This window comes from Actinopolymorpha sp. B17G11 (genome assembly GCF_040196095.1).
Classification (GTDB): Bacteria; Actinomycetota; Actinomycetes; order Propionibacteriales; family Actinopolymorphaceae; genus Thermasporomyces.
Genome location: NZ_JBEFTW010000005.1, coordinates 26,858 through 47,125, shown reverse-complemented (window position 1 = coordinate 47,125; position 20,268 = coordinate 26,858). Strand labels below are relative to the sequence as shown.

Annotated in this window: 20 protein-coding genes and 1 riboswitch; of the genes, 11 read left to right on the top strand and 9 right to left on the bottom strand. The window is 68.8% G+C overall.

Features of this window, described 5'->3' with window-relative positions:
• Positions 1 to 92: 92 nt before the first annotated feature.
• On the bottom strand, positions 93 to 977 hold the full coding sequence (locus tag ABN028_RS07470; RefSeq protein WP_349696075.1) for an Fpg/Nei family DNA glycosylase: 885 nt from the start codon (positions 975 to 977) through the stop codon (positions 93 to 95).
• A gap of 483 nt (positions 978 to 1,460) precedes the next feature.
• Here ABN028_RS07470 and ABN028_RS07465 point away from each other — a divergent pair, with 483 nt between their 5' ends.
• The gene (locus tag ABN028_RS07465) at positions 1,461 to 1,739 is read left to right on the top strand and encodes a hypothetical protein (protein ID WP_349328427.1); all 279 of its coding nucleotides are present in this window, start codon (positions 1,461 to 1,463) and stop codon (positions 1,737 to 1,739) included.
• Between the two features lie 181 nt (positions 1,740 to 1,920).
• Here the strand turns inward: ABN028_RS07465 and aat are convergent, their stop codons facing one another.
• The 5 genes from aat to ABN028_RS07440 all read right to left on the bottom strand — a co-directional run bounded on the left by aat (position 1,921) and on the right by ABN028_RS07440 (position 5,193).
• A complete protein-coding gene (aat, locus tag ABN028_RS07460) occupies positions 1,921 to 2,646 on the bottom strand; it encodes a leucyl/phenylalanyl-tRNA--protein transferase (RefSeq protein WP_349696074.1) in 726 nt (241 codons plus the stop codon).
• Between the two features lie 144 nt (positions 2,647 to 2,790).
• A complete protein-coding gene (locus ABN028_RS07455; protein WP_349696073.1) occupies positions 2,791 to 2,934 on the bottom strand; it encodes a hypothetical protein in 144 nt (47 codons plus the stop codon).
• Between the two features lie 176 nt (positions 2,935 to 3,110).
• Positions 3,111 to 3,800: a hypothetical protein gene (locus tag ABN028_RS07450; protein ID WP_349328431.1), complete on the bottom strand. Its 690-nt coding sequence runs from the start codon at positions 3,798 to 3,800 to the stop codon at positions 3,111 to 3,113.
• A complete protein-coding gene (locus ABN028_RS07445; RefSeq protein ID WP_349696072.1) occupies positions 3,797 to 4,696 on the bottom strand; it encodes an ABC transporter ATP-binding protein in 900 nt (299 codons plus the stop codon). Before ABN028_RS07445 ends, ABN028_RS07450 begins: the two co-directional genes overlap by 4 nt.
• Positions 4,693 to 5,193, bottom strand: coding sequence for a GntR family transcriptional regulator (locus ABN028_RS07440; protein ID WP_349696071.1), 501 nt, complete (start codon positions 5,191 to 5,193; stop codon positions 4,693 to 4,695). The genes ABN028_RS07445 and ABN028_RS07440 overlap by 4 nt, the downstream gene beginning before the upstream one ends.
• A 334-nt stretch (positions 5,194 to 5,527) precedes the next feature.
• Here ABN028_RS07440 and ABN028_RS07435 point away from each other — a divergent pair, with 334 nt between their 5' ends.
• From ABN028_RS07435 to ABN028_RS07405, 7 genes are all read left to right on the top strand, one after another.
• Positions 5,528 to 6,229 carry a hypothetical protein gene (locus tag ABN028_RS07435; RefSeq protein WP_349696070.1) on the top strand — a complete coding sequence of 234 codons (702 nt, stop codon included), beginning with the start codon at positions 5,528 to 5,530 and terminating at the stop codon, positions 6,227 to 6,229.
• A gap of 280 nt (positions 6,230 to 6,509) precedes the next feature.
• A complete protein-coding gene (locus tag ABN028_RS07430) occupies positions 6,510 to 7,787 on the top strand; it encodes an extracellular solute-binding protein (protein ID WP_349328436.1) in 1,278 nt (425 codons plus the stop codon).
• 1 nt (position 7,788) lies between these two features.
• The gene (locus ABN028_RS07425; RefSeq protein WP_349328437.1) at positions 7,789 to 8,754 is read left to right on the top strand and encodes a carbohydrate ABC transporter permease; all 966 of its coding nucleotides are present in this window, start codon (positions 7,789 to 7,791) and stop codon (positions 8,752 to 8,754) included.
• Entirely contained in the window at positions 8,751 to 9,587 is an 837-nt protein-coding gene (locus ABN028_RS07420; protein WP_349696069.1) for a carbohydrate ABC transporter permease, read from the top strand. The genes ABN028_RS07425 and ABN028_RS07420 overlap by 4 nt, the downstream gene beginning before the upstream one ends.
• A gap of 278 nt (positions 9,588 to 9,865) precedes the next feature.
• Positions 9,866 to 11,104, top strand: coding sequence for a hypothetical protein (locus ABN028_RS07415; protein WP_349696068.1), 1,239 nt, complete (start codon positions 9,866 to 9,868; stop codon positions 11,102 to 11,104).
• A gap of 94 nt (positions 11,105 to 11,198) precedes the next feature.
• Positions 11,199 to 11,699, top strand: coding sequence for a GyrI-like domain-containing protein (locus tag ABN028_RS07410; protein WP_349696067.1), 501 nt, complete (start codon positions 11,199 to 11,201; stop codon positions 11,697 to 11,699).
• Positions 11,700 to 11,907: 208 nt separating this feature from the next.
• Positions 11,908 to 13,038 carry a MerR family transcriptional regulator gene (locus tag ABN028_RS07405; protein ID WP_349696066.1) on the top strand — a complete coding sequence of 377 codons (1,131 nt, stop codon included), beginning with the start codon at positions 11,908 to 11,910 and terminating at the stop codon, positions 13,036 to 13,038.
• 176 nt (positions 13,039 to 13,214) lie between these two features.
• Here the strand turns inward: ABN028_RS07405 and ABN028_RS07400 are convergent, their stop codons facing one another.
• Both ABN028_RS07400 and ABN028_RS07395 read right to left on the bottom strand, forming a co-directional pair.
• Complete coding sequence (locus ABN028_RS07400) at positions 13,215 to 14,315, bottom strand: ketopantoate reductase family protein (RefSeq protein WP_349696065.1); 1,101 nt, start codon at positions 14,313 to 14,315, stop codon at positions 13,215 to 13,217.
• Positions 14,316 to 14,540: 225 nt separating this feature from the next.
• The gene (locus ABN028_RS07395; RefSeq protein ID WP_349696064.1) at positions 14,541 to 15,905 is read right to left on the bottom strand and encodes a TrpB-like pyridoxal phosphate-dependent enzyme; all 1,365 of its coding nucleotides are present in this window, start codon (positions 15,903 to 15,905) and stop codon (positions 14,541 to 14,543) included.
• A 311-nt stretch (positions 15,906 to 16,216) separates the two neighbouring features.
• Positions 16,217 to 16,343: riboswitch (SAM riboswitch) on the top strand.
• A 39-nt stretch (positions 16,344 to 16,382) separates the two neighbouring features.
• Between ABN028_RS07395 and ABN028_RS07390 the strand changes: the two genes are divergently transcribed.
• The 3 genes from ABN028_RS07390 to ABN028_RS07380 all read left to right on the top strand — a co-directional run bounded on the left by ABN028_RS07390 (position 16,383) and on the right by ABN028_RS07380 (position 19,129).
• Positions 16,383 to 17,852, top strand: coding sequence for an aminotransferase class V-fold PLP-dependent enzyme (locus ABN028_RS07390; RefSeq protein ID WP_349696063.1), 1,470 nt, complete (start codon positions 16,383 to 16,385; stop codon positions 17,850 to 17,852).
• Between the two features lie 285 nt (positions 17,853 to 18,137).
• Positions 18,138 to 18,602 carry a cysteine dioxygenase gene (locus ABN028_RS07385; RefSeq protein ID WP_349696062.1) on the top strand — a complete coding sequence of 155 codons (465 nt, stop codon included), beginning with the start codon at positions 18,138 to 18,140 and terminating at the stop codon, positions 18,600 to 18,602.
• Positions 18,599 to 19,129: a rhodanese-like domain-containing protein gene (locus tag ABN028_RS07380; protein ID WP_349696061.1), complete on the top strand. Its 531-nt coding sequence runs from the start codon at positions 18,599 to 18,601 to the stop codon at positions 19,127 to 19,129. The genes ABN028_RS07385 and ABN028_RS07380 overlap by 4 nt, the downstream gene beginning before the upstream one ends.
• A gap of 142 nt (positions 19,130 to 19,271) precedes the next feature.
• On the opposite strand, the gene ABN028_RS07375 is transcribed toward ABN028_RS07380, so the two are convergent.
• Positions 19,272 to 20,252 carry a glycoside hydrolase family 6 protein gene (locus tag ABN028_RS07375; RefSeq protein WP_349328446.1) on the bottom strand — a complete coding sequence of 327 codons (981 nt, stop codon included), beginning with the start codon at positions 20,250 to 20,252 and terminating at the stop codon, positions 19,272 to 19,274.
• Positions 20,253 to 20,268: the final 16 nt, after the last annotated feature.

Genomic DNA, 20,268 nt, shown 5'->3' with positions numbered 1-20,268 from the left:
TGGTACCCCGGCCATGCGTCGGTGCCTCGTCGGGCTTCCGCAGGCATGCTCAACGTGGTCATTGGCACGCGGGTGCCCGGGGGTTTGCGGCGCTACTTGAGCAGGCGGGAGAGGCGACGGTCGGCGAGTGGTTTGCCGCCGGTCTGGCACGTGGGGCAGTACTGCAGGCTCGAGTCCGCGAACGACACCTCGCGTACGGTGTCGCCGCACACGGGGCACGCCTCGCCGGTGCGCCCGTGCACGGCGAGGTTGGTCTTCTTCTCCGACTTGAGCTCCTTCGCGGCGAGGCCACGGGAGCGTTCGGCGGCGTCGGTGAGCACCGACTGGATCGCGTCGTACAGCGTCCTGCGTTCGGCGTCGGTCAACCCACTCGCCGGCTTGAACGGCGAGAACCGCGCCGCGTGCAGGATCTCGTCGGAGTAGGCGTTGCCGATCCCCGCGATCCGGCCCTGTTCGGTGAGGACGCCCTTGAGCTGCGATCGACCCGCGGCGGCCAGGATCTCGCCGAGCCGCTCAGGGGTGAAGTCGTCGCCGAGCGGATCGGGTCCGAGCTTGGCGACGCCGGGAACGTCGGCGGACCTCGCGACGACGTAGCAGGCGAGGCGCTTCTGCGTACCGGCCTCGGTGAGGGTGAAGCCCACGCCGTCGCCCAGATGCACCCGCAGTGCGAGCGGGTTGTTACGCCCACGCGGCCGGACGGGCATCTCCGACAACGATGTGCTCCACCGCAGCCAGCCCGCGCGAGCCAGGTGCGTGACGAAGTGCATGTCCTCGGCGCCGTCCTGGCGCATCGTCAGGTCGAGGAACTTCCCGTGCCGACCCACGCTCGCGATCGTCCGCCCGACAAGCGCGTCGATCGGCGGCTGGAACGTCTTGAGCGCGCTGATCGCCACGACGTCCACGCGCGTCACGGCTCGGCCGACCGCCTCCTCGCGGAGGAATTCGGCGAGCGCCTCCACCTCTGGCAGCTCAGGCATGTGCCCATCTTCCCCTGTCGCACAAGTGGTCTGGATGAACGAGTCCGTTCGTACGCATGTCGCGCGGGCGCGGGTCTCCGACACCTCGTGGATGGAGCGGTTGCCGACCCGGGCGGCGGAACAGATGCGGTGATCCCGTTTTGTCGGTATTCGCGGTAGGTATTGCGGGAGGTATTCGCGGTATTCGCGGTATTCGCGGGTCGAGATGCGACGCCCCTGGGCGACCTGGGCGCTGACCGACCACTCCTTCCTCCGCCGCGGCCGGCCCGGAGGGGCTCCAGGTCAGCAAATACGCGGCCCGTACCTGTCCAGGCGCGGCGCAGTCCTACTCCGGCGCTCGAAGCGACCCCGTCCCTGGGGGATGGGGCGCTCGCTCAGAAGTCCTGACCCGACCCACGCAGAGGTCCGGCGATATCCGGACAGGCCGCGCATAGCCGGTCGTACGCCGCCGCAACTCCCTTGCCCGCGAGGGAGGATCGAAGCATGTCCGACGTCACCGCACCGCCGGTCAACGGCGAGGTCTTCCTCGATGCCAGGGGTGACGAACGCTCGCTGCGGGTCAGCTGGTACGAGCAGTCCAGCCATGACGGCACCGTCGTACTGTCGATCTGGCGCGAGGCGATATGCGTGGTCTCGTTCCGGCTCGAGGGTCGCGAGGTGCCGATCCTGATCGAGGCTCTCGCCAGGGCCTCGGACCTGTTTCCCTCCTCGGCGGCGCGCCCTCAGGTGCCGGAGCAGGCCGGGTCGGCGGACAACGCGTAGGACGGACGCGACCGGCCGCCCCGCCCGGCTCCTCGGTGCTGACGAAGACCGACCCGACGTACGCGGCGAAATGGCCTGCTTGCAGTCGTCGGGGCCGACGTCTCGTGATCATGCGTGGGAAACCGGGGATCTGGCCGGGGTGAGACGACCGGTTTCCCGTACTTGATCACGGCCAAGGCCCCTACACGCCCCGAAAACCCTCATGATCACGGTCATGATCACGGTCGCTTGGCCCGCCGAACGCCGGCGGCGGGGGAAGCTTGAGCGACTGGTCGAGCAACTCGAGGTAGGTCGCCCTGGGTACCTCGACGGCCCCCAAGGACGCGAGGTGGGGCGTACGCCACTGCAGGTCGAGCAGCCGCCGTTCTGCATCCCCGCCCGCGGCCAGGAGCTCCACCAGGCCCACGAGGGCGACCTTCGACGCGTCCGTCTGCCGGTGGAACATCGACTCCCCGCCGAAGAAGCCGCCGATCGCGAGCCCGTACAGTCCGCCCGCCAGCTGCCCCTCCGGCGTCCACGCCTCCACGGAATGAGCCCAGCCGAGCTGGTGCAGTCGTTCGTACGCCCGGATGATCTCCGGCGAGATCCACCCGCCGGGCCGGCCCGGATCCGCGCACGCCGCGACCACCTCGTCGAAGACTGTGTTGATCCGGATCACGTACCGCCGGCACGAACGCCGCAGCGACCGCGACACCGCAAGACCGTCCAGCGGAAGGATCCCCCGCTGCGCCGGCGACCACCAGGTCATCGCACCAGACCGCCGGACCGGCATCGGGAAGATGCCCTGGCGGTACGCAGCGAGGATGGTCGCAGGCTCGAGGTCGGCGCCCTGACCGATGAGGTCCCCGGTGCCCGCGACCTCAGGCGACGGAAACTCCCAGCGGGTGGGCGGTAGCTCGGTCGGCACGGGACCATCCTGCCGCCACCTCCCGCCCGGAGGATGGCGGCCCGACGTCAGTTGTTCCACCCATCGGCGCTCGGTGCGCCGGGCGGTGATCATGAAGGAAAATCGGTCTATACGCCCCGAAAACCCTCATGATCAGGATCATGATCACCGGGAGGTGACCAGCGCCCACAGCTGACGCGTACTGCTCCACCGTCCCCAGGCGATCAGCGCGGAGACGACGAGCAGAGGGACCGGCAGGAAGGCACCGCTACCCACGACGAGCAGCTGGATGAGAACCGCGCCCGCCATCAGATGTCCTACGTTCCTCTCCTCGGCCCGGATTCCGCCCAGGGCAGCCACCAGTGGCGGCTTGGGGTGGTGGTGATGCTTCCTGTTGGTGGTGGACGTGCGCGGCGGCGGCGTCAGACCGTGACCCGCCGCATGGTGCTGGGATGCGATGGTGCTGGATGCGCGGCGCGCTGGCCTCAGACCGTGACCCGCCGCATGGTGGTGAACCCGCCGAACGCAAGTGCAGCCGTGGCGAGGACCAGCACTCCCGTCAGACCGAGGGCACTCGAGGTCGCGAAGAAGCCGCCGACTCCGGACCAGCCATCAAGCCACGTGATGGCAAGCGCGGCGACAACCAGCACGGCAACCTGCGCAGCGGTGAAGATCACCACGCCGGCCTGGTTCCAGCGCCGGTAGATCAGCCCGAACCACATGCCGTAGACGAACACCAGCGTCAGCACGACGTACGACGTCAGCCAGGTCAGGTACCACGGTCCGTCGAGAATCCACGGGATCCGGAAGAAGTGCATGGACACACCCCAGCCTCCGGTGGCGCCTTCGACCCCCTGCAGGACCGTGACACCCAGCGCGTAGACGGCGGCGAGCGCCCCGAAGAACGCAAGGGTGCCCAGATAGTAGGAGCGGCGGCTCAGCCCCAACGCGAAGCCGAACGGCAGCAGCCGCGTGACACTCCGCGCACCGGGAAAGAACAGCAGGGCCAGCAGGGTCGACAGTCCGCCGGTGAACGCACCGCCTGCAGGCGTCGGGACCATCGTGAAGATGACGAGGTTCACCAGGAATGCGAATGCGGTCACACCACAAGGCAGGATGACGTACTGCAGCCGGTCCATCAGGTGGTAGCGGGCGACCTTGGTCAGCGTGCTCATGCCGTTGCCCTCTTTCTTGGCTCCTCAGCCGACTCGTCGCCTGTCGTGTGCACCATCAGCTGTTGCAGTGAGAGCGGTTCCAGCTTCAGGTGCAGGGTGCTCGCCCGCGCCCGGTCGGCCGCGTCGAGTGGATCGGCGACCGTGACCGAGACCCGCGACCCGATGCCCCTGCGGTGCAGGACGCGCCTGCCGGCGACGAAGTGCTCGACGGCGGTGCCTGGGCCACTGACCGTGACCGCGCTGCCGCGTACGTCGTCGGTTGCGGCGGCCAGCACGATCCGGCCCTTGTCGATCATGACGACGTGCTCCAGGAGGTCCGCCACCTCGTCGATCAGGTGGGTGGACAGCAGGATCGTCCGGGGATGTTGCGCGTAATCGGCGAGTAGACGGTCGTAGAACAGCTGGCGTGCCACCGCGTCGAGTCCGGCGTACGGCTCGTCGAGAAGGGTCAGCTCCGCGCGCGCGGCGAGCCCGATCACGATGGACAGAGCCGAACGCATGCCGCGGGAGAGCTTGCAGACCCCCCGGTTGGGAGGCAGGTCGAAGTCGCGCAGCAGCGTCTCGGCGAACTCGGCGTCCCAGTTCGGGTAGAACCACGAAGCTGCCTGGACGGCCTGGCGCACCTTGAGGTCGGGGAACACCTGGTCCTCGCGGACGAAGACCATCCGGCGCAGCACCCGGTCGTTCTCCATCGGATCCTCGCCGAAGACGCGCACGGATCCACCGGTGGCGAACTCCTGGCCGGTGACGAGGCGCATGAACGTGCTCTTGCCGGCGCCGTTGCGACCGAGTAGTCCGGTGATCGCGCCCGCTTCGACATCGACGGTGACATCGTCGAGCGCGGTCTGGTCGCGGTACCTGCGGGTCAGGCCAACCGCGGAGATCGTCGGTGTCATGCTGTGCCGCCTCCGGTGGTGTGGCTGGCGCTGTCGCTGCTGCTGGCGCTGTGGCTACTGCTGGCGCCCGTGGTCGTGCTGGCGCCCGTGGTCGTGCTGGCGCCGGTGCTCGTGCTGGCGCCGCGGCTGTTGCTCGCGTCCCGGACCATCGAGACCAGGGTGTCGTCGTCGATGCCGAGGCGCCTGGCTTCGATGAGCATCCGGTCGATGTACAGCTCGGCGAACCTCTTCCGGCGCTCGGTGACGAGCCGCTCACGGGCGCCGGGGGCGACGAACATTCCGATGCCGCGGCGCTTCTCCAGCAGCCCGTCGTCGATCAGGACGTTGATGCCCTTGGCCGCGGTGGCGGGGTTGATCCGGTAGTAGGCCGCAAGCTCGTTGGTCGATGGCACACGTTCCCCCTCAGCCAGGTTTCCCTCGGCGATGTCGTCGGCGATCTGCTCGGCGATCTGCACGAACAGCGGGCTTCCCTCGTCGAGCACATTCACCTCCGGCACCGTCTCCGCCTCTCACTATCAGAGGTTCAGGGGTTCATTACTTGAGTAATGTACCTACGAACCATCGGCCTGGCAATCTCTCAGTCCAGGAGCCGGCCAGTGCGCTCCAGGGCCGCCATGATCCTGAAGGAAATGGGGCCGTATTCGCCGAAGAAGCTTCATGATCACACTCATGATCACGGGAGCGAGGGGGCCCGGATCGGGGCGGGAGGACGTAGAGTTCGCGACAGATCCCCGCATCAGATGCGGGTTCGCGGCTCTGCGCCACCGGCCCGGCCGGCACGACCGCAGCGGCCACGGGATGGGACAGGTGGACCATGAACGCAGGCACACCATGAGCGTCAGCAAGATGGTTGCCCGGAGCCTCGCGCCCGTCGCCCGGCAGATGACCCCGCGTGCGGCCACCGGCTTCTTTCGTACGATCCTGGACGCCGCGATCGACGGACGAAGCGGATTCCCCGGTGCGGTCGCGGTCGGCGACCGCCAGCTGAGCAAGGCTGACGGCGACGCCACGCGCGCGGCCAACGCAATCGTCGAACAGCACGTACGCCTCGCCGGCGCGCAGGGCTTCGTGACGAGCCTCGGCGGCTTCGTCGTCATGGCGCTCACGCTTCCCGCCAACATCACCGGCCTCGCCATCCTGCAGGCCCGCATGGTCGCCGCGATCGCCCACGTGCGGGGCTATGACCTGTCCGATTCCCGTGTACGCACCGCCGTCATCGCCTGCATGCTCGGCGAGGAAGCGGCGGAGGAGCTTCTCCGCAAGGGCACCCTGCCGACGACTCCATTGGGTATCGCCACGGCGCCGGTCCCCGATCCCGGGCTTGATGCCCGGGTGGCCGCGGAACTGGGTACGGCTCTCACAGCGCAGATCGGCGGCAAACGCCTCGGGCTCAGCGTGACCCGTCGGGTCCCGCTCGTCGGCGGGGGCGTGGGCGCGGTCGTCGACGGGGTTGCGACGTACCGTGTCGGCCGTTATGCACAGCGCGAACTGCCTCCGCGGCGTTCCGGAGAACGCCCTACCGCATCCCACTGACAGCCATTCCAGCCAGCCGGCGCCCCGAATGGCGCACGGTGCGTGACACCGTCGATGTCCTGAGCCACGACCGCGACCTTCCGGCTCCATGGACGAGTCCGGAAGTGGCAAGCATTCTTCCGCGTCTCTGACGCACGCTCTACGCTGCGGAAACGCTTCGATGACCGCAATCCGGTCTGCGAGGCGGGACAGCCGTGTGCGCTGAGGCCCGTTCGTGCCCCCGTGCCGGCTCCCACTGCTTCTTCAACCACTCGAAGCGCGACTGAAACGAGGTGAACCCATGACGCACAGCCGGCGCGCGTTCCTTGCGGCGGCCTCTGGACTCGTCGGCACCGCCCTGCTCGGCACCTCCGGTTGCGGTCGAGGCAACTATCTGACGCCTGAGGGCACGCTGAGTCTGTGGTACTGGGACCGGTCGATCAGCGACAAGCTGCTCGACATGGCGCCCGACGAGACCGGGGTCCCGCTCACCCAGCAGAAGATCGGCGGCGACTTCAAGGCGAAGCTGCTCACCAGCCTCGCCGGCCAGGCGTACATCCCCGACATCACCGGGCTCAACGAGGACGTTGCGACGTACTTCCCGGACGCCGACCAGTTCATCGACCTGTACGAACTCGGCGCCAAGGACGTCGAGTCGCAGTACCTCGACTGGAAGTGGCAGCGCGGTGTGACGCCGGACGGCAGGCTGATCGGCTTCCCGATGGACACCGGCCCGACGGCCCTCTTCTACCGACCCGACATCTTCGAACAGGCGGGCCTGCCCACCGAGCCTGACGACGTGGCGGCGGAGCTCGACACGTGGGAGGCCTACCTCGAGGCCGGTACGACACTGACCGAGGCTCTGCCGAAGACCAAGATGGTTCCGAACATCGTCGACCGGGTCTACTTCCAGGCCGTGGCCCAGCAGGCAACCCGCTACCTCGACGAGAAGAACAACTTCATCGGAGACGGCCCCCAGATCAAGGGCCCCTGGGACCTCGCCGTCGACGCCTACCAACGGAAGCTCGCGGCCAACGCCGACGACTGGACGCCGGACTGGAACGCCGGCATGACCACCGGCCGGATCGCGACGTTCGTCGGCGCCGTGTGGATGGCCCAGGTCCTCAAGGACTCGGCCGGCGACACGTCAGGCAAGTGGCGGGTCTGCCGCGCGCCCGGCGGTGCTGGCAACCACGGCGGGTCCTTCCTGGGCATCACGAGTTCGTGCCGCGATCCCGAGGCCGCGTGGGAGGTCATCTCCTGGCTCCAGTCACCGGAGAACCAACTGGTCTACGGCCTCAACGAGATGCAGCTGTATCCGGCCGCGGCGTCCGCGCTCGAGGACGAGCGGGCCCAGCAGAAGGACGAGTTCTACGGCGGGCAGATCATCAATGACGTCTTCGCCACCGCGGCCAAGGAAGTCAAACCGGTCTACCTCAGCCCGTACGACAACGTCATCAACCCGGCGTTCACCGACGAGCTCGCGCTTGTCTGGAGCGCGGGCAAGGACCCCGACCGGGCGTGGCGGGACGCACTCAACGAGGTCGACCGGCAACTTTCGCACCTGGGGTTGATCTGACATGACGACGACACCTCTTGCCGCACCGCCGGAGTCGGCGCCAGGATCCGCCCTCCGAGCGGCAGCCGGCCGCAAGCGCAGCGAATACCTCTCGCTGTATCTCGCGATCTCGCCGTTCTACATCCTCTTCGCGATCTTCGGACTCTTCCCGATCATCTTCTCGTTCTACCTGTCGTTCCAGAACTGGGACGGCATCGGTGACATGCGCTTCGTCGGGCTCGCGCAGTACGAGTTCATGCTGTCGGACCCGATCTTCTGGAAGTCGATCGTCAACACGTTCCAGATCTGGATCATCTCGACGATTCCGATGCTGGCGTTGGCGTTGGTCATCGCCTTCATGCTGAACCAGCAGATCCGCGGGCGTAGCGGCTACCGCATCGCGTACTTCATTCCGAACGTCACGTCGATCGTCGCCATCGCCATCATCTTCGGGTCGATCTTCTCCAACGAGTTCGGCCTCATCAACGCGTTCCTGCAGAGTGTCGGTCTCGGCACCGTCGAGTGGCTGAACACCCCGTGGGGCATCAAGTTCGCCATCGCCGCGATGGTGATCTGGCGCTGGACCGGTTACAACGCGATCATCTATCTCGCCGGCCTGCAGGCGATTCCGACCGAGTTGTACGAAGCCGCACGGGTCGACGGCGCCAGCTGGTTCCAGGTGTTCTTCCGGATCACCATCCCGCTGCTGCGGCCGATCATCCTCTTCACCGTCATCACCTCGACCATCGGCGGTATGCAGCTCTTCACCGAACCGCAGGTGCTGGTCGGCAACGAGGGTGGCGTCGGTAACGAGGGCCAGACGATGGTGCTCTACCTGTACCAGCAGGCGTTCATCCTCAACCAGTTCGGCTACGGCGCAGCGATCGGGTGGGCGTTGTTCGTCATCATGATCATCTTCTCGCTCATCAACTGGCGGCTCGTCCAGGGTGCCGGCACCCGCAGCCTGCGGAGAGGGGCACGCGCATGAACGCGCAGACCTCGCAATGGTTCAAGTCCGTCGTCACGCATGTGCTGCTGATCCTGGGCGTCGCCATCTCGATCTTCCCGTTCTACTGGATGTTCGTGATGGCGAGCCGGACGACGACGGAGATCTTCAGCTATCCGCCGAAGCTCCTGCCCGGCGGAAACCTGCTGGAGAACATCCGCAACCTGCTCGACAGCATCGACATCTGGGGGTCAACGCTCAACACCCTCATCGTCGCGGTGGCGACGACGATCCTGGTGTTGTTCTTCGACTCGCTCGCGGCGTTCGCCTTCGCGAAGTTCGAGTTTCCGGCCAAGAACGTGCTGTTCGTCTTCCTGCTGGCGACGTTCATGATCCCGTCGCAGCTGTCGACGGTGCCGTCGTTCGTCATCATGGCGAACCTCGGCTGGGTCGGGACACTGCAGGCGTTGATCGTGCCAGGGGCGGTGAACGCGTTCGGCATCTTCTTGTTGCGGCAGTATGCGCAGGGCGCCATTCCGTCCGATCTGCTCGACGCGGCACGGATCGACGGGTGCAGTTTCCTCCGTCAGTACTGGCATGTGGCGGTGCCCCTGCTGCGGCCGGCGATGGCCTTCCTCGGGATCTTCACGTTCATCAACGCGTGGAACGACTACTTCTGGCCGTTGATCGTGCTGATCGACCCGGAGAAGATCACGCTGCAGGTGGCGCTGTCGCAGCTGTTCGGGCTCTACCAGACCGACTACAGCATGGTGATGGCCGGCGCGCTGCTCGCAGTGATCCCGTTGATCATCGTGTTCTTCCTCGGCGCCCGGCAGTTCCTGTCCGACCTCGCGGCGGGAGCGCTCAAGCAGTAGGCCGCTGCCTGGCCGGGTGGTTGGGCCCAGCCAGCCAGCCAGCCAGCCAGCCGGCCGGCGGCGGTAAATGACCACGCTGAGCACGCGCTTCGGACCTGAGCCAGGCATCGACGCCTGGCGTCCGGGCAGTTGCCTGCTCAGCGTGGTCATTTGCGGCTCACCTGACGAGCCTGCGTGCTCAGCGTGGTCATTTGCAGCTCACGTGACGAGCCTGCGTGCTCAGCGTGGTCATTTGCGCGTCTCCTCGGGTGCCCTCACCTTGCGGTTACTCTGCGAGCATGCGGAAGAAGCGTCCGGCTCCGGCCCTGCTCCTGCCGCATGGCGTGCGGGCGTTGGTTCCGGTGTTCGCGCCGATCGGGGGCGCCGGACGGTCGACCGTGTCCGGACTGCTCGCCCAAGTGCTCGCGCCCACCACACGCACCCTCGTCGTCGATTCGGCACCGCCGTCGTCCTCACCATGGCCGGGCTGGCTCGGCATCGATGCCGGCGAGCGGCCGCATCCCGGGCTCCCGGCCGTCCTCAGCCACGGACCCGTCGCCGGGCTGGCGTCGGTCGTCGGTCGGCCGGTGCCGCTCGGTGGGCAAGGCAGGGGTCCGGGCCGGGGTCGGGAGGACCCTCTCGATGTCGGCCCGGGAGGACCCGGCGGTCCCGGCTACGACGTACTCACCGACTGCCGTCCGCTCACCGCTCCGCCCGTCGTGGTTCCTGAGGACCCGAGGTGGTACGTCGACGTGCTGGAGTCCGGCAGTTGGTTCGCTGGCGTGCTCGACCTCCGCGCGCCAGTGCCGGCAGCCCATGTCCAGGCCCGGAACGCCGGGCACGCGTCGGTGCTCGACCTGTGGTGGCGGAGGACCGACGCCGTGCCGGTGGTGGTGCTGCCGTCCAGCGGTGACGGCCTCCGGGCCACGCGACGCCTGCTGGCTCTGCTCGACCGCGACGGACTGTCCCCTGCACGGATCGTCCTCGCTGTCGTCGATGTTGCCGGGCCGGACGTGCCGCGCCACGTGCGTACGGGGATCGCGGGCCTCGGCGGGGCCGACCAGCGCGGGGTGGCGGCGGTCGTGCCGGTCCCGTACGACCCGGCCATCCGGGCGTACGGGCTCAGCCGGCTCGACCAGGTATCCCACGCAGTCCTCGCCGCAGTGACGGACGTCGCCCGGCTTGTTGTCGCCGGCGTACGACCGCACCGGGATGCGCCGGCTGAGGGCCCTGGGGCGGAGCAGACGGAGCGACGCACGTCGGCCCGAACGAGAGCACCTGGATGGGTTCCGGTCCGACATCGGGTGTCCGCCACGCCGTACGACCCGCTTGTCGAGCCGTCCGAGTTCGATCCATCCGCGTCCGATCTATTCCAGTCCGATCTATCCGGGTCCGAGCCGTCCGAGTCCGAGTCCGAGCTGTCCGGGTCCGAGCCGTCCGAGTCCGAGCCGTCGGCGTCCACTCCGTCTGCGCGGCGTGATCGGCTTGACTCCTCGGATGCGGCCGACCGGGCCGAGGAGCCGTGGAGCCGGGCTTGACCCTGCCCTTGGGGTAGACCCGACCGTGGACCATGGCCGCCGGGGCGCGGCCGCCACGCTGAACAGGTACCGCACGCTCGGAGGTGCTCCACCCATGAACATCAGCCAACCCACGATCATCGACCGGGCGGCGCAGCCCTACGTCGCGATCACGTCGTCCGTCCCGATGAACCAACTCGGCAGCAACCTTCCGCCGCTGATCGGCGAGGTGTTCGGCTGGCTCGGAGCGCACGACATCGCCCCGGCCGGCTCGCCGTTCTGGAAGTACAACATCATCGACATGGAGGGCGAGCTCGAGGTCGAGGTCGGCGTACCCGTGGCCAGCGAGGTCACCGGTGACGACCGCGTACAGGGGGGCGTCCTGCCCGCGGGCCGCTACGCCACGCTCCACCACGTGGGCCATCCCGACGAGCTGATCGACGCCACCGCCGCTCTGCTCAAGTGGGCCGACGGTGAGACTCTCACCTGGGACGTATCGGATACACCGGATGGTGAGCGGTGGGCCGCCCGCCTGGAGTTGTACCAAACCGATCCGGACGAGGAGCCCGACATGAACAAGTGGGAGACCGACCTCGTCTTCAAGCTCTCCGACTGATCATCGCCCGGGAGGTCCGGCACCGGTCCTCCCGGGCCCTCTCCTCGTCCCCCGCGGACCTCGACTCGCGTCCGCTCCTCCAGTGATCATGATCGTGATCATGAACGTTTCGAGGGGCTATGGCCGACTTTCTCTTCATGATCACGGGCCAGACGGCCGCTCTCGGGCTTCATCTGTCGGGTCACCACCCACGTCGTACGCTGCCGGCGTGACCCCAACCGAGGGCCTCACCGAAGGCACCACCCCCGCCCCTGCCCGACGCAACGCCGACGCCTCGGGGACGTCGGCTGCCGACGGTCCGGGCAGAGGGACCGCTGCGACCCCCGCCACAGGCACCCGGCCCACGTCCACCGTTGAGGCCCCCGCCGCGTCCACCGCTGACACCCTGGGCGGACGTACCGTCGACGCGGCGCCCGCAGACATCGCCGACCCCACGCCCCCAAGCACCACCGACCCCACGCCCCCAAGCACCACCGACATCCAGGCCGGAGACGCCGCGGAGGCGACGGACCAGTTGCTGAGCATCGGCGTGTTCGCCCGGCGGTCGCGGCTGTCGCTGAAGGCACTCCGGCTCTACGACCGGCTCGGCCTGCTCACCCCTGCCGATGTCGATCCGGGCAACGGATACCGGCGGTACCGGGAGAGCCAGCTGTTCGCGGCCCGGCTGATCGTGCTGTTGCGGCAGCTCGACATGCCGCTGTCGACGGTGCGGGACATCCTCGCGGCGCCCGGCGCAACGGGGGCCGACGTCCTCACCGCGTACTGGGAGGCCATCGAACGCCGGCTCGCCGGTCAACGGGAACTGGCCGCACTTCTCCGCACCAGCCTGCTCGGCGGGGACGCCCGGTTCGACGGGTACGACGTGCGCGAGCGGGAGGTCCCCGAACAGCTGGTGCTCACCGAGTGCCGGCACCTACGCCTGGAGGAGCTCGAGTCCTGGCTTACCGCGACGAAGGTCCGGCTGTCGGCGGTCGCCCAGGACAACGGCGGGATGACCGGGCCGCTCTTCGTCATCTTCCACGGCGCGGTCAACGACGACAGCGACGGACCGGTCGAGGTCTGCGTACCCGTGCGGGGGACCCTCGGACGTGACGGAGCGTTACCCGCTGATGGTCCTACCGCGCGGGAGGAGCCGGCCCACCGCGAGGCGTACGTCCGGGTGACCAAGGCGCAGTTCGACATGCCGCAGATCCTGTCCGCCTACGACGCCGTTGAGCGCTCGATGACCGCGCGGAAGCGGACCTGCGCCGGGTCGCCACGCGAGGTCTACCTTCCCGGCGTCGACATCGCCGCGGCAGCGCCGACCGACCACGTGTGCGACGTCGCGTACCCGATCTGACCGCACCCGCTCGAAGGGCCGCCGGTCCAGCGAGCAGCAGGAGGATCGCCAGGACGTCGATCGGACGCTGTTCGGGCTGGTTGTGGGCCGCGCCGAAGGTCCCCCTGCGATCAGGGCCAGGCGATGACCAGCGGGACGCCGACGGCGCCGGCGATGCCGGTCCACCGCAGCCGTTCCTACCGCGTGGGGAGTACGCCTTCGGCAACGGCATCGTTCGTACCGTCTGACCCGTCCCGGTCGGAGTGTCCTGCGTCGCGGCCGGTGGGCGCCGGCCCCTGGCCGCTGGCGTCGGGCGCCGCGTCGAGGCGGGCGAGGAACACCTCGGGTGACATCAGCCCTGGCGGACTGCCCGCGCGGGCGGCCTGGTTGGCGAGCTGGCGGGCGAGTTCGTTGGCGGGGGTGGGTACGCCGTGGAGCCGTCCGAGAAGGACGATCTCGCCGTTGAGATAGTCGGCCTCGATCGTGCGGGTGCCCCTTGCGAGGCTCTGCCACGAGGAGCTGCCGGTGCGGTCCTGGCCGTTGACCGGTTTGACCTGCAGCAGGTCGCCGCGGCGGGCCCGGTCCTCCTCGAACGACTGGTACTCGATGCCGGCCGCGTCCAGCGCCGCGAGACCCTCCGCGCGCAGTCGGTCGATCACCTCGTCGCGGCCGTCGCCTCGCGTGCACACGGCGTCGACGGCGTTGCCGAGGTTGCCGAGCAGCTTGGTGTACTTCCGCCGCATGATGTCGGGACGCGGTTCGGAGGCGAACGTCGCGGACCGGAACGCCTCCGCGACCTCACGGGCGGTGTCGTCGACACCGCTCGGGTACCTGCCGAGGTCGAGGATCCCGGTGACCGGCGTGGACGGTGCCTGGACGACCCCCGGCGTGAGGTACGTCGCGGGGAACATCACGTGGACGCCGTAGACGTTGGCGAACTGCCGCAGGACCATAGGCTCGTTCGCGACGCCGTTCTGCACGCAGAAGACCGGCGTCTGCGCGTCGGCCGCTCCAGCGAGGGCCCGGACCGCGTCCGCCGTGTCCGTACTCTTCATCGTCAGCAGCACGATGTCGCCGCGCCGCCACTCGATCTCGCTCGGGTCCCCCACCGCGGGCAGCTGCAGCGTCTCCGTGTCGTACGGCGACTCCACCCGCAGCCCGTCGTCCCGGATCGCGTCGAGGTGCGCTCCACGCGCGATCAGTACGACCTCGTGGCCCGCTCTGTGCAGTCGAGCTCCCAACACGCCGCCGATCGCCCCGGCACCGTAGATGACGAATCGCCGACCCGCCTCACCCATGTCCTGTCTCCCAAGGATTCGTCCCGCCCGAACTCCCGTCGTACGAAGGTCTATCGACTGGGCGGGGCCGCTGGCAAATGACCACGTTGAGCATGCAGGTGTGACCTGGACCGGTGTCGATGCCTGGCTGGGCGTCCGTACGCCTGCTCAGCGTGGTCATTTGCCGCCGCGCGGAACGCCTGCGCCATGCGGGAAGAACCGTCGCCCTGTCCGAAAGAACCGGCGCTATGCGGGGACGGTGGGCAGGCCCGCGACAGCGGCTGCCACCTGGTCCGAGGCGAGTTCGTGGTCGACAAGCTCACCGGCGAGATACGTACCGTAGGCCGCGAGATCCAGGTGACCGTGCCCGCACAGTGCGGTGAGGATGACCTTCTCCTCGCCAGACTCCTTGCAGCGCAGGGCTTCGTCGATGCACGCGGCGAGGGCGTGGGTGGGCTCCGGCGCCGGCACGATCCCTTCCGTACGCGCGAACTGCACACCCGCCTCGAAGCACTCCCGCTGCGTCTTCGCCACCGCCTCGATCAAACCCAGCTCGTAGATATGGGAGAGCAGCGGCGACATGCCGTGGTAGCGCAGCCCACCGGCGTGGATCGGGTCGGGGATGAAGTCGTGGCCCAGCGTGTGCATCTTCATCAAGGGCGTCATGCCTGCCGTGTCACCGAAGTCGTACGCATAGACCCCCTTCGTCAGCGACGGGCAGCTCGCCGGCTCCACGGCGCGGATCGTGACGTCGAGCCGACCCGCCAGCTTCTCGCGGAGGAAGGGGAACGCGAGCCCGCCGAAGTTCGAGCCGCCGCCGGTGCAGCCGATGAGGACGTCCGGTGTCAACCCCACCTTGCCGAACTGCGCGACCACCTCCTCGCCGATGATCGTCTGGTGCAGCAGCACGTGGTTGAGGACGCTGCCGAGGGAGTAGTTGGTGTCGGCGTTCGTCGCCGCGACCTCGACCGCCTCCGAGATCGCGATGCCGAGCGACCCGGGCGAGTCGGGATCCTTCTCCAGCACGGCGCGCCCGGCCGCGGTCAGGTCCGACGGCGACGGGTGGATGGTGCCGCCGAACGTCTCGATCATGATCTTGCGGTACGGCTTCTGGTCGTACGACGCGCGCACCTGCCAGACCTCGCAGGCCAGGTCGTACTGCGAGCAGGCGAACGCCAGCGCCGTGCCCCACTGGCCCGCGCCTGTCTCGGTCGTCAACCTGCGTACGCCCGCCTTGGCGTTGTAGTACGCCTGGGGCACGGCGGTGTTCGGCTTGTGGGACCCGGCGGGTGAGCCGCCTTCGTACTTGTAGAAGATCTTGGCCGGCGTGCCGAGCGCCTTCTCCAGGCGATGGGCGCGGTAGAGCGGCGACGGCCGCCACAGCCGGTAGACGTCGAGGACCTCCTCGGGAATCTCGACGTACCGCTCGGTCGTCACCTCCTGCAGGATGAGGTCCATCGGGAAGAGCGGGGCGAGGTCGTCCGGGCCAACCGGCTGGTGGGTGCCCGGGTGCAGGACCGGCGGCGGTGGGCTCGGCAGGTCAGCGAGCACGTTGTACCAGGCTCGTGGCAGCTCGGACTCGTCGAGAACAATCTTCGTCGGTGCAGGCATGCCGGTCACGGTAGCCGGGCCGCGTCGATGGGCGGAACCCCGAAGCCGTGGGTACGCCCGGTCGGTTCACCGGACGGTCAGGATGCGGACCCGCCCGAGCGAGCCCGCGGCGGTCAGTTCGACGACCCCGATCGGTCGATCGCCAGGCTGCGGATGTGGGCCTCCGACGGCTGGTCACGACCTTCGGCAAAGAGGACGTACGACTATGGGCTGCCGGAGGTCGAGCTGCAGGCTGCCCGCATATTGGTACGCGCGTCCATTATTTGATACATCGAGGCGAGTTGCTCCTGCCACCGGTTAACGTGTGTCGCGGTCATGAGTGCCAGCAAGGGCGCCAAGCCCTGAGAGCCCCGGCTTGCTGGCCGGCAACCCTCCAACCGCGGTGGGGTGCCCCGGGTGAGGACCAGGTGGTGCCGCCCGGCACCACAAGCGCGGGACCCGCGGCCCACAGGGTCCCCGAGACCTTGTGAGGTACGCATGACACCAGTCGACACCGCGCCTGCGCCCTGTGCGCCGTTCGCCCCCAGCGCCACCACACTGCCGCTGAGCCCCACCCCACTGTCGTTCACCGCCACCTCGCCGCCGCCTAACGCCGCTCCACCCTCGCCGAACGCCGTTCCACGTGGCTCAGAAGCCGGCCTCCAGCCGCTCCTCCCGGTGGTCGGTGCCGACCTGCAGGTGCCGGTCGTCAGCGGCCAGCAGGTGCCGTACGCCCAACTCGACTATGCAGCAAGCGCGCCCTGCCTGTCCGCCGTCGCGGCCCACCTGAACGGCGTTCTCCCGTTCTACGCGAGCGTGCACCGAGGGGCGGGATACGCCTCGCAGGTGAGTACGACGCTCTACGAGACCGCGCGGGCCAAGGTCGCCGCGTTCGTGGGTGCCCGCCCGGACGACGTGGTGGTCTTCACCCGCAACACGACAGATGCGCTCACCCTGCTCGCACACTGCGTACCCACCGGCGAAGCGGTCGTCCACCTCGACATCGAACATCACGCCAATCTGCTCCCGTGGCGGCATCGCGCGAGTGGGAAGACCCGCTGCGTCCTCGCCGGCACCACCCAGCGCGCCACCCTCATCAGCCTGCGCGCCGAACTCGCCGCCCGCCCGGCCGCACTGGTCGCGGTCACCGGCGCGTCCAACGTCACCGGCGAGCTGCTGCCGATCGCCGACATCGTGGACATCGCGCACGCTGCCGGGGCGCGGGTCGTCGTGGACGCCGCCCAACTCGCCCCGCACCGCCGGATCGACCTGGCGGCCAGCGGCGTGGACTACCTCGCGCTGTCGGGTCACAAGCTCTACGCACCGTTCGGAGCGGGTGTCCTCGTCGGACGTCGCGACTGGCTCGACGCTGCCCCGGCCTACCTTCCCGGTGGCGGCGCGGCGCGCGAGGTCGGCCTCACCCACACCGATTGGGCACCCGCGCCCGCCCGGCACGAGGGTGGTACGCCCAACGTGCTCGGCGCGGTGGCGCTCGGCTTTGCGTGCGACACCCTGGCCGGCCTCCCCGACGGTGCGCTCGAAACCCACGAGGAGACCCTTCGGGAACGCCTGACCGAGCGGCTGGCCAGCATTCCCGGCGTACGCCTGCACAGGATCTGGCGGGACAGCCCGAGCTCGATCGGGGTGGTGGCGTTCTCGGTGGACGACCTGCATCCGGGTCTCGTCGCGGCGTACGTCTCGGCCGAGCACGGCATCGGCATCCGGCATGGACGGTTCTGCGCTCACCCGCTGGTGTCCCGGCTGGGTGCGCCGGAGGGTGCGCTGCGGGCGAGCTTCGGCGTCGGGAGCACGGTGGCCGACGTCGACCGACTCGCCGATGCCGTGAGCGCGCTGGTCTCGTCGGGAACCTGCTGGTCGTACTCCGACAGCAGCGGTGCGTGGGCCCCGACGCCGGACCCGCGGCCCCGTCCGTCGTGGGCCCAGCCGGAAGCGGCGGTGATCCCATGAGTCCGTCCCTGACCACGCCGCTGCTCGAGACGTTCTGGATCGGCCGGCGCTGCGACCACTTCGACGAATGGTGTCCTCGCCCCGCTGGTCCGCACTGACCTCCTCCACACCCGGGGAGGCGTGTGGCCCTAGGTCGATCGACGTTCGTCACGACTTCCCGGTGAAGACTTCCGCTGGAGGAACGCTGTGTCCGCAACCTCACTTCCGTTTCGGGATCTCAATTCCTATAAATCAGGTCTAGTTGCTGGTGTATCTGGTGCTCGCCCGCCCCGCCCGAATGCCGGAGTGGCCTCCGCCGCCGCCCTGGTCCGCCGGATCGCGGGCGAGCCGGCCAGGTGGCGCCAGGGCGTCGAGTTCGGCAGCGGCGACGACCGCTGGTACTCCCGGCTCGACCGGGACCCGGGTCACGAGATCTGGCTGATCAGCTGGCTGCCAGGACAGAACACCGGACTCCACGACCATGGTGAGGCTCTGGGCGCGTTCATCGTGATCGAGGGCACGCTGTCCGAGGCAACCGTCCAGCCGGCGAGCCAGGTCGGCGGCCCGGTTCGTACCGCCCGTCGTGCGTTCGCGGCGGGTTCGGTTCGTGGCTTCGGGTATGAGCACATCCACGACGTCGCCAACCTGGGTACCGTCCCCGCCATCAGTCTGCACGCCTACGCACCGGAGCTCACCGCCATGACGCAGTACGTCCTCGAAGGCCAACGACTTCGCGTCGTCTCGTCGGAGCGCGCGGGAGTGGACTGGTGACCAGCACGACGCAGACCCTCCATGGCCAGCAGACCCCGCAGTCCCCTCAGTCCCCTCAGACCCCGCAATCCCCTCAGACCCCGCAGTCCCCTCAGACCCCGCAGTCCCCTCAGACCCCGCAATCCCCTCAGCCCCCACAGGGCATCGACGACCTGCTCGCCCGCGCCCGCAGCCACCTCGACCGCGTGAGTCCGGCTGAGGCGTACGAACAGGTGAAGGCCGGCGCGCTGCTCGTCGACATCCGCCCGAGCGAGCAACGGCGACGTGAGGGCCACGTCGAAGGCGCCGTCCCGAATGTGCTCGTCATCGAACGCAACGTCCTCGAATGGCGGCTCGACCCGGCATCCGTCGCTCGCGTCCCCGAAGCGACCGGCTACGACGTGGCGGTCATCGTCCTGTGCTCGCAGGGTTATGCCTCCAGCCTGGCGGCCGCGACCCTGCAGGAGTTGGGGCTGCACCGGGCGACCGACGTCGACGGCGGATTCGTGGACTGGCGAGCGGCAGGTCTGCCGCATCGGACGGAGTAGCCCCGCCCGACCACCGCTGAGGCGAAGCTATGGGGACCAGGGCGCCCCTCACGCAGAGCCGCCTGGGATGAGGGGCACCTTGAGCCGAACCTTTGGGAGCAGGACGCCCCTCATCCAGTGCCGCCTGGGTTGACGTGCACTCTCAGTCGCCGGTGGGATCGGCACGGCTGAGTCCCAGGTCCCGTTGCCACGGATCCTGGTCACGGCTCACCACGCCCGTACTCTTCCGCAACCCCAGCAGCCACTGTCCGCCGTCGGACCCGGTGAGCAGCCCCAACGCGGCGGACGGCTGGAAGTCACCCGCGTTGCCCTCGGGTGCGACACCGCAGGCACCGTCGTACTCACCGGGCGGCTTCACCCACAGCTGCAGGTCGAGCCCGTACGCACCACCGGGTCGCGGGCGGTCCCCGACCTGCTGACCAGCCGGGTTGCACCACTCCGATCCCGCCGGTGGGCGACCGTTGCGGCTGGTGTCGATGACGAACGTGGGATGGATACCGTCCGGTTCCATCCGTTCGACGACCTCCTGGCCGTACGCCACGTTGGCCTCGGTCGGCTGGTAGTTGGAGACGTTGAGCGAGAAGCCGCGCGCGTTGCCGACATGGGCCCGGCGGAGGCGCTCGGCCATGGTCGCGGAGTCGACCCAGTTGGAGTGCCCCGCGTCGATGTAGACCCACGTGTTGGGTGCGCGGTTGGCGAACTGGTCCACGGCGTACGAGATCAGCGCGAGCGCCTCGTTCCGCTGCGTGTCGGGGCGGCAGTCCAACTGTGCAAGGGCATCCGGCTCGAGGATCACCACCGCCGGTCGCTGGCCGACCGCACTGGCGAGGCCGTCGACCCACTTCCGGTACGCCACCGAGCCGTCCGCGCCACCAGCACTGAACTGGCCGCAGTCACGGCCCGGGATGTTGTACGCCACCAGCACCGGCAGTTTGTCGGCCGCCTCGGCTCCGCGTACGTACATGCTGGCTTCCGTGCGATCGTTGTCGTTGCCCAGGAACCACCGGCTGATCGGCATCTCGGCGATCCCGGTCTTGATCGCCTCCTGACGCGGGTCACCGGGGTTGGTCTGCACCCACTTGGCAGGTTGCGACCGCGGGTCGACGTAGAGGCCGGTCGTCATCGATACGGGATCGCCA

Excerpts from the sequence above, each read along its gene's own strand:
- ABN028_RS07470 (WP_349696075.1), bottom strand. The coding sequence starts at position 977 with ATGCCTGAGCTGCCAGAGGTGGAGGCGCTCGCCGAATTCCTCCGCGAG.
- ABN028_RS07465 (WP_349328427.1), top strand. The coding sequence starts at position 1,461 with ATGTCCGACGTCACCGCACCGCCGGTCAACGGCGAGGTCTTCCTCGAT.
- ABN028_RS07455 (WP_349696073.1), bottom strand. The coding sequence starts at position 2,934 with ATGGCGGGCGCGGTTCTCATCCAGCTGCTCGTCGTGGGTAGCGGTGCC.
- ABN028_RS07450 (WP_349328431.1), bottom strand. The coding sequence starts at position 3,800 with ATGAGCACGCTGACCAAGGTCGCCCGCTACCACCTGATGGACCGGCTG.
- ABN028_RS07445 (WP_349696072.1), bottom strand. The coding sequence starts at position 4,696 with ATGACACCGACGATCTCCGCGGTTGGCCTGACCCGCAGGTACCGCGAC.
- ABN028_RS07435 (WP_349696070.1), top strand. The coding sequence starts at position 5,528 with ATGAGCGTCAGCAAGATGGTTGCCCGGAGCCTCGCGCCCGTCGCCCGG.
- ABN028_RS07430 (WP_349328436.1), top strand. The coding sequence starts at position 6,510 with ATGACGCACAGCCGGCGCGCGTTCCTTGCGGCGGCCTCTGGACTCGTC.
- ABN028_RS07425 (WP_349328437.1), top strand. The coding sequence starts at position 7,789 with ATGACGACGACACCTCTTGCCGCACCGCCGGAGTCGGCGCCAGGATCC.
- ABN028_RS07420 (WP_349696069.1), top strand. The coding sequence starts at position 8,751 with ATGAACGCGCAGACCTCGCAATGGTTCAAGTCCGTCGTCACGCATGTG.
- ABN028_RS07415 (WP_349696068.1), top strand. The coding sequence starts at position 9,866 with ATGCGGAAGAAGCGTCCGGCTCCGGCCCTGCTCCTGCCGCATGGCGTG.
- ABN028_RS07410 (WP_349696067.1), top strand. The coding sequence starts at position 11,199 with ATGAACATCAGCCAACCCACGATCATCGACCGGGCGGCGCAGCCCTAC.
- ABN028_RS07400 (WP_349696065.1), bottom strand. The coding sequence starts at position 14,315 with ATGGGTGAGGCGGGTCGGCGATTCGTCATCTACGGTGCCGGGGCGATC.
- ABN028_RS07395 (WP_349696064.1), bottom strand. The coding sequence starts at position 15,905 with ATGCCTGCACCGACGAAGATTGTTCTCGACGAGTCCGAGCTGCCACGA.
- ABN028_RS07390 (WP_349696063.1), top strand. The coding sequence starts at position 16,383 with ATGACACCAGTCGACACCGCGCCTGCGCCCTGTGCGCCGTTCGCCCCC.
- ABN028_RS07375 (WP_349328446.1), bottom strand. The coding sequence starts at position 20,252 with ATGACGACCGGCCTCTACGTCGACCCGCGGTCGCAACCTGCCAAGTGG.